At 35.3% G+C, this 8,638-nt stretch carries 6 protein-coding genes; all 6 read right to left on the minus strand.

Going from position 1 to position 8,638, the window contains the following annotated elements:
- Entirely contained in the window at positions 1-1,170 is a 1,170-nt protein-coding gene (gene galK / locus AC1DY0_RS11000; protein ID WP_477188644.1) for a galactokinase, read from the minus strand.
- Between the two features lie 83 nt (positions 1,171-1,253).
- Complete coding sequence (locus tag AC1DY0_RS11005) at positions 1,254-3,680, minus strand: DUF4982 domain-containing protein (protein WP_477188645.1); 2,427 nt, start codon at positions 3,678-3,680, stop codon at positions 1,254-1,256.
- Between the two features lie 88 nt (positions 3,681-3,768).
- Complete coding sequence (locus AC1DY0_RS11010; RefSeq protein WP_477188646.1) at positions 3,769-4,803, minus strand: glycoside hydrolase family 53 protein; 1,035 nt, start codon at positions 4,801-4,803, stop codon at positions 3,769-3,771.
- Between the two features lie 6 nt (positions 4,804-4,809).
- Entirely contained in the window at positions 4,810-5,910 is a 1,101-nt protein-coding gene (locus AC1DY0_RS11015; RefSeq protein WP_477188647.1) for a glycoside hydrolase family 53 protein, read from the minus strand.
- 13 nt (positions 5,911-5,923) lie between these two features.
- Positions 5,924-6,976 carry an aldose epimerase family protein gene (locus tag AC1DY0_RS11020; protein WP_477188648.1) on the minus strand — a complete coding sequence of 351 codons (1,053 nt, stop codon included), beginning with the start codon at positions 6,974-6,976 and terminating at the stop codon, positions 5,924-5,926.
- Positions 6,977-7,129: 153 nt separating this feature from the next.
- The coding region (locus AC1DY0_RS11025) for an alpha-galactosidase (RefSeq protein WP_477188649.1) at positions 7,130-8,638 on the minus strand (1,509 nt) is incomplete at its 5' end.

Raw genomic sequence — 8,638 nt, forward strand, 5'->3', positions numbered from 1 at the left:
TTAATTCATATTATGTAATGATGTACCGTTTCCGATTTTTACATCATAAATTCTCAATTCTATATCAAAAGCATCTTTGTACAACTTAGTAAGTTTGGTTTTAATGGCTTCCTCTTCTCCTTTTTTAATCAAGTTGATGGTACAACCACCAAAACCGCCTCCCATTAATCGAGACCCAATTACTGCTTTTTCTTGTTTTAGAGTATCAACTATGAAATCCAACTCATCACAACTCACTAAATACTCCTTGGACAAACCTTCATGTGTTTCAAAAAGCAATTTCCCTAACGCTTCGATATCTCCTTTATCCAAAGCCTCGCAGGCAAGTGCTACACGATGAATTTCTTTAACCACATAATGACATCTCACAAATACATTCGGAGTCATTTTATCTTTTAATTGTAACACATGGCTTTCAGTACAATCCCTAAAACTTGAAATCTCTGGAAAGTTACTTTTTATAATCGAAAGACCTTCTTCACACTCTTCTCTTCTGGTATTGTAAGCCGAAGAAAACAGAGAATGCTTTACATTACTATCAAATAAAATAAGGGAATAATCATTAAAATCGGCGTTGTGGTATTCGTATTCCAATGTTTTGCAATCAATTTTTATGACTTTATTTTCTAAACCCATAACACTCGAAAACTGGTCCATAATCCCACAGTTGATTCCAACCCAGTGCTCCGCTTTTTGTCCCATTAGAGCAATATCTACTTTAGGAATTGTCAAATTGTAAAGTTCTTTGATTCCGAAAATCGTCCCACATTCTAAAGCTGCAGATGAAGACAATCCCGAACCAACTGGAATGTTACTACTAAAAACGCAATTGAAACCATCGAACGAAAAGCCATTATCCTGCAATTGTTTGATTACACCCAAAATATAATTACTCCAAACCACTTTACTCAATGAAATGGTTTCAGTCAAATCAACTTCAAATTCTTCATTTAAATCAATGGCTACAATTTTGGATTGCTTTGAATTGCTTTTTGCAAAAGCAAAACAAATAATCTTGTCTATTGCTGCAGGCAAAACATACCCATCATTATAATCAATATGTTCTCCAATGATGTTAATTCTTCCCGGAGAAAGAACTACTTTTTCGGGAGCGTTGCCAAATTTCTCCTGAAAAAAAGCAGTCGTTTTTTTAATTAATAAATCGTTCATTTTCTTTAAATTACTATTATTTTGAAATTTTTAAAATCTTTGATTTAAAAAACATAGTTGCAATATCCAACTCAGTTTTTTATTTATTTCTTAGCTTCCAAGGTTAATTTACCACTCTTAAGCCCAGCACCATTTACTTCAAGTTGTACATTGCCAGCAGTTGTTGTCGATTTTACAAGTACTACCAACTTTCCGCTAAAAAGTTTCATAGTGTCTTTATGAAACATTTCGAGTGAAGTGGCATCTCCGTTACAGGCTGCTCTGTAAGTACCCGCTCCTGAAACCTTAAATTTTAACTGGTTAGTCGCTGTAGGGCAAGGAATTCCATTTTTATCAACTACAGATACTGTTACAAAGGATATATCTTCGCCATTGGCAGTGATTGTTTTCCTGTCCGCATCCAAAACAATTTGATAAGGTTTTCCAGCAGTACGCACCTGTTCTTCAGCAACAGCTTTACCATTGTCATCAAAAGCCACAACTTTTACCGTTCCTGGCTCATATTTCACATCCATCCACATCAGACGGTAGCGATTCTGAGGGGTGTTTTTGTTTTTTTTCTGCACTCCCATGCTTTTACCATTTATAAAAAGCTCAGCACTGTTATAGTTCGTATATACAAAAACGGGGGTTGTCTGTCCTTCGCGTCCTTCCCAGTTCCAATGTGGCAAGATGTGTAGTGTTGGTTTCTCTGTATTCCAACGGCTTCGGTATAAATAATAACGGTCTTTTGGCAAACCGGCCAAATCGTTAATTCCAAAATAAGAACTTCGAGAAGGCCACATTTCATCATAAGGAGTTGGCTCTCCTAAATAATCAAAACCAGTCCAAACAAACTCACCAATTACCCAAGGCTTATCATCCTGAAGCACAAAATCTTCATCAGGAACATTAGACCAATCACATGCTTCCAAATCATAAGACGAAGACTGAAAATCAGGATATTGTTTCATTTTTTCTTGAACCACAGGAAATTTATAAATTCCCCTAGAACTAACAGTTGAAGCTGTTTCTGAACCTAAAATAAACCCTTGTGGAAATTTTGAAAAGGCCTCATCATATAAATGCACACGATAATTCAATCCTGGAATATCCAACAAAGCTCCAAAACCAGATTCCATAGTTGCTTTTACTTGATCCATACCAACAGTTACCGGACGTGTTGGGTCTTCTCTATGAAATATTTCTTGCAACCATTTGGCGCGTTTTACACCCGCTTCTCCCCATTGATCCGGCACTTCATTTCCAGCACTCCACATTACAATAGAAGGGTGATTTCTGGTTGCATGCACTAAATTCACGATGTCTTTTTCGGCATATTCATCAAAAAAACGATGATAACCATTTTCTACTTTTGGCTTTGCCCATTCATCAAAACTCTCTGCCAAAAACAAAAAGCCCATTTCATCCGCCAATTCAAGCTGCTCGAAAGAAGGCATATTGTGCGAACTTCGTATTGCATTACAGCCAAGATCTTTCAATATTACCATCTGTCTACGCAACGCGGCTTTATTTACTGCAGCTCCGAGGGGACCAAGATCGTGGTGAAGACAAACTCCTTTAAATTTGTTTACCTTTCCATTAAGACTAAAACCTTTATTAGCCTCATATTTTATTTCTCGAATTCCAAAACGCGTTGAAATCTCATCTTTCAGTTCTTTTCCAACATACAATTGGGAAACTGCTTTATACAAATAAGGAGTTTCTGGACTCCACAATTTTGGCTTTTCTACTTTTATATTTTGATCAAACTCACTTCCGAATTTAATATCCGACTCTTCTGAATTTAGCTTATGCCCTTCGGCATCAAAAATAGTGGTAACTAAACGACTGTTTTCTCCAGAAGTTTTTGTCTTAATGTTAACTTTAGCAACTTCTTCACTTATAAAAGGTGTAGTTACAAACTGCCCCCACTGGTCAATGCTTTCGTTATTTTTTATAATAACACTCACATTTCGATATAAACCTGCACCAGGATACCAACGTGAAGCAAATTCTTTATTGGTTAGCTTTACTGATAATGTATTCTCTCCTTCTTGTATAAATTGAGAAACATCAAAGTAAAAATAACTATAGCCATACGCCCATTCTCCAACTTTTTTTCCATTCAAATACACTTGAGGTTCGCTCATTGCACCTTCAAAAAGTAAAATTATTTTTTTTCCTTTCGAATCTTTAGGCAATGTAAATTTATTGCGGTACCACGCTGTCCCAATATGAGGTAAAGCCCCTGTACGTCCAGTTTTTTCGGTGGCAACTTTTTCTCCGTTTTGAACAATGGCAACTTTCTGTATGTCGACATTTTTATCAAAAGGCCCGTAAATTGCCCAATCATGCGGAACGGTTACAGATTCCCATTTCGTATCATTAAAATTTACTTTAAAGGCATCTTCAAAATCGCCTTTTTGAAATTTCCAATTCGTGTCTAACACTTTAACCTCTCTCGTTTGAGACAAAGCCATTTGTGTAAATGATAAAAACACAACAAGAATACATATCAATTTCTTCATTTTTAAATCTTTATAATTATTTAATAACTATGTTCATCTCAATTCTTTTCACGCTTCCGCAAAAGGGAGAACGGCTATCTAATCAAAACTATTCTTTAAACGCATCCAAAGCCATTGACGGTTTTCCATCTGATTTCCAAGCACTCAATTCATAGTGGCTCCATGATTTTGCTCCTTGAGGTTCCCAATAAATTACACCTAAACCTTTATTATTTGGCACTGCTTTTACGGCTTTTATAACAGCTACTAACATGTCATGTGTATTTTGTTCCAAAGTATCAATGCCACCAACCTCAACGACCATCACTTCTTTGTCATATCTAGTAGCCATGTCATTTAGATTGCTAGCCAAATCAGCAATATTTTCTTTATAATCAGTTTTAATCCAAAAAGGGTAATATGACATTCCAATTACATCATACTTAACATTATGACTTTTTGCATTATCAAAAAACCATCTAAATTTTTTACTATTGTTCCCTTCATCTAAGTGAACAATAACTTTGATACTCTTATCGACAGTCTTTGTCGCTTCATAACCTTTATTCAGCAATTGAGCCAATTGACCAAAATTCTCTGTACTTCCTTCAGGCCATAACATACCGCCAGGAATTTCATTCCCAACTTGAACCCATTCTGGTGTAATCCCTACAGATTTTAAAGCTTTCAGAACATCTGTTGTATGGAAATAAACATCATTCAACAATTCTGAGAAAGTATGGTTTTTCCATGCCGCAGGCTTATTTTGTTTACCGGGATCCGCCCAAGAATCACTGTAATGAAAGTCAATCATGATTCGCATTCCCATTTTTTGTGCACGAATTGCCATTGCTACCGTTTCTTCTTTACTGCAATGTCCACTTGCCTTATCATTCGAAGGATTTACCCAAACACGAAGTCTAATGGTATTCATTCCTCGGTCTTTCAACAATTGCAAGCAATCTTTTTTGGTTCCGTCGGCATCATAGAATTGATATCCGGTGGCTTCCATTTGTGGCAACCAACCCACATCAGCCCCTTTGGCAAAAGAATTTTCTTTAGGTTGCTGTATTATTTTATTAGTAGTACAATATGTAAAAACCAATACTAAAAAAATTACTAATGAAGATATTAACTTTTTCATATTCTTTTATTTTAAACTAAAAACATCAAAAACGGGCAATGCTTTATTGCTAAAATCATATAGTGCTTGATTCTCGAACGTAGAACCATTAGTTGCCTCTTTTCCTTTAAAAGCAATCCACTCGCCTCCCCAGTAAGCAAATCCAATTCCGGAATTAGATGATTTTACAAGATCTTTGATAGCCAGCATATATTTTTTTTGTCCATCTGGCGTTGCGGGATATCCCGAAACCAATTGGTCTGCGTTACCTACGATATTATTTGTCTGATCATTCCAGTTAAGAGTAAAAGGATAAGCAGTTTCGGCAATGATAACTTTTTTACTATACTTACTTCCCAAAGCATTGATAGTACTTTTTACAACCGCTAAATCAGTACCATGCCAAACCGGGTAATATGAAAGTCCGATATAATCATAATCGACTGTTTTTACTTTTCCAAAAAACCAATCCGTATCTGAAGCTTTTACGCCTGCATAATGAATCATGATTTTCGTTTTTGGTGCTTTGCTTCTAATGGTTGCACTAGCCGTTTTTAATAAATCAATACATTGTGCTTCTTTGTTAATCAAATGCCCTTGAGGCCAAAGTAAACCGCTGTTTATTTCATTCCCAATTTGGATAATGTCAGGGTTAATCTCGGTTATGATTGTAGATGTATAAGTTGCAACAGCCGTTTTCAAATCTGTAAAAGATAAATCTTTCCATTCTGCTGGGGTAGTTTGAGTTCCTGGATCAGCCCAATTATCAGAATAGTGTACAGTAAGCCATACTTTCAATCCCGCTTGTTTAACACGTGCGGCAAGTGCTTTTACCTCAGTCAATCCAGAATGCCCGCCCGTTGGATTTTTCCATAAACGAATTCGGACAGTATTGCAACCTGCATTTTTCAAAGTAGTAAGCATGTCTTCGGTTTTGCCATTATTACTCAAAACGATACCTGCGCTTTCGATCTCAGGAAGAAATGAAATATCCGCAGCACGGATGAAATCATCGGTTACAACCGGTGGATCTACTACAACTGGTGTATCTGGAGAATCGCTGCTGGAACAAGCAAATTGAATAGACAGCAGAGCGAAAAGTGAGAGTATAATTAGGTTTTTTTTCATTATGCTTCTATTTTTAAAATGATTGAAACTTATAAATCGTGTTATGAGAGTACTTCTCGTCTTTTTTTAGAATGGCACTAGGAAAATGTTCGTGATTAGGCGCATCCGGGAAATTTTGTGTTTCAAAACAAATTCCGCTTAATGGATGATAATCGGCATTTTCTTTTCCCTTTACTGTATTAAAACAATTTCCTCCAACATAGATATGAACTCCAGGCTGATCGGTATACACTGTCATTTTTAAATTATTGTTTTTATTAAAAAGTGACGCAGCAAATTCATCCTTTCTGTCCATTACAAAAGTGTTGTCTATTTTGGAAGGACATTTTTTTGGTGTAAAAAAATCAAAGGCGGTATTTTCCAGTTCTAAAAACCTACCAGTTGGAATATTATCTGAATTAGTTTCCAGCATTCGGTGGGTATTTACTATTAATTCTTGGTCTGTCACACTAGATGAATGACCGTCCAGATTAAAATAACTATGATGTGTCAAATTCACAACAGTATCCGCTGTAGTTTTGGCACTATATTGAATAATAAATTCGTTTTTTTCTGATAGTGTATAAGTAAGCTCAACCGTTAATTCTCCTGGATAATTCTCTTCTCCTGCTGGGCTGGAATAGGTTAGGGTTATTGCCGATTTCTTGCCTGAATGTACTTTTTTGACTGTCCAAATTTTTTGACTAAATCCAATAATACCGCCATGTAAGGAGTTATCGTTGTTGTTTTTATTCAAAACAATCTTTTGTCCATTCAAATTAAAAGCGCTGTTGTGAATTCTACCAGCATATCTTCCTACCGTAGTACCCAAATAAGGAGCACTCACCAAATTAAATGACTGTATATAAGACTCTAAAGTGTCAAAACCCAAAACAACATCAACAGTTTCTCCATTTTTTAAAGGCATTTTCAATTCGGTTACTGTTGCCCCATAAGTGATTACCTTTAACTTCATACCATTTTTGTTGGATAATTCGTAAGAGTATATCTCTTCTCCATCTGGCATTAAACCAAACAAATCCTTTACAGAAGTAGTTTTAATTTGTGAATTGCGTTTTATTTCCATTGTTTTATTATGAAATTTGAAATCCAAATGTAGAATAAAATCTAAATTATACATACCAGTACCTACCAGTTTATGATTTTAAAAAGAAACCTCGAATGCTTATCATTCGAGGTTTCTTTTTAAAATGAGTATCCGTTTATTTTTTTAACAGCGTTATCTCACTTCTGTTATTTCAAGTACCACACTAGTTCTCATTAAATTAACATTCGGATTAACACCTACCTTCATAAGAAAATCACCTGAAAAAACATTTTCAGTAGGTATCGTCGAACTAGTTCCTGGATATACATTCAATTCTTTTATTGCATATTTTTTATTTGGATCCAATCCTTTCAAAACTACCGGAAGTGGCGTTGCTGTTAACATAAATCGATTATTAACCAAATAATTAAAAACAACTGCTTTGCCTTTGTTTTTATCAACATACATTAATGCCGAAATATCATTTTCATGAGGATTCACTAAACGATACAAATCACCATGCCAAACAACATCTTTGAATGAATTATAATTTTTTATTGCTTCTTTGCAAAACAATTTATCCTTGTCATTTAAATGACTCACCACAATATCAAATCCCAACTTACCCATACTTGCAACATCAACCCTGAATTTTAAAGGTTGTTTTCCCCAGTCAGTCACATGGTTATCCGTTGTGATAGAAGGAAAGAAATAAGAATAATCCCATTGCATAAATATTCTTTCAATAGGTTCGGTATCGTCACTTGGCCAGAATTCCGTAAAGTATTTCAACATTTCATAATCACCACGTCCACCACCACCAGAGCATAACATCATAGGAACTTTAGGATATTTAGCTCTGATTCTCTCTAGTACTTTATACAAACCTCTTACATAATCAACATATAAATTAGATTGTGGAATACCTTTTTTATTTAGATAGGCTGAGTATGCGTTGTAAATAACAGCATTACAATCCCATTTTATAAATGCCAGTTCCGGATTTTTTACAAAAAGGTCGTCTACAATTCCAAACACAAAATCCTGTACTTCCGGATTTGACAGATCAAGCACTAATTGATTTCTATAATACACTTCTGGTCTTTCTGGTTGGCGAATTACCCAGTCTAAGTGTTTTTCATATAACTCGCTTTTAGGATTTACCATTTCAGGTTCAATCCAAATTCCAAATTTAACACCTTCTTTTTTGGCTTCTTTCACTAAATAGCCTAATCCATGAGGTAACTTCTTTGCATTTTCTTTCCAGTCACCGAGACCTGCTTTATCATCATTTCTAGGATATTTATTTCCAAACCATCCATCATCTAATAAAAACATATCTACTCCAATATCTTTTGCATCTTTAAACAAACCTGCAATTTTATTTTCATCAAAATCAAAATAGGTCGCTTCCCAATTATTCAACAATGTAAGGCGCTCTCCTTCCCCATCTAATACTCTATATTTTCTTGCCCAGTCATGAAGATTTCTACTCGCCTCGCCAGTACCATTATTAGATAAAGCATATATCAGAGAGGGTGTTTTAAAAACTTGGTTCGCAGGCAAAAGATATTCAGAAGCATATGGATTAACCCCTGCAATAAGACGAAGATTTTTTGACGAATCAATTTCAAAATCTAATTTGAAATTACTGCTCCAAGCCAATTGCCCTAGCATAACTGTACCATCAGTATCTGAAGC

Source organism: Flavobacterium sp. P1_E4, assembly GCF_056405915.1.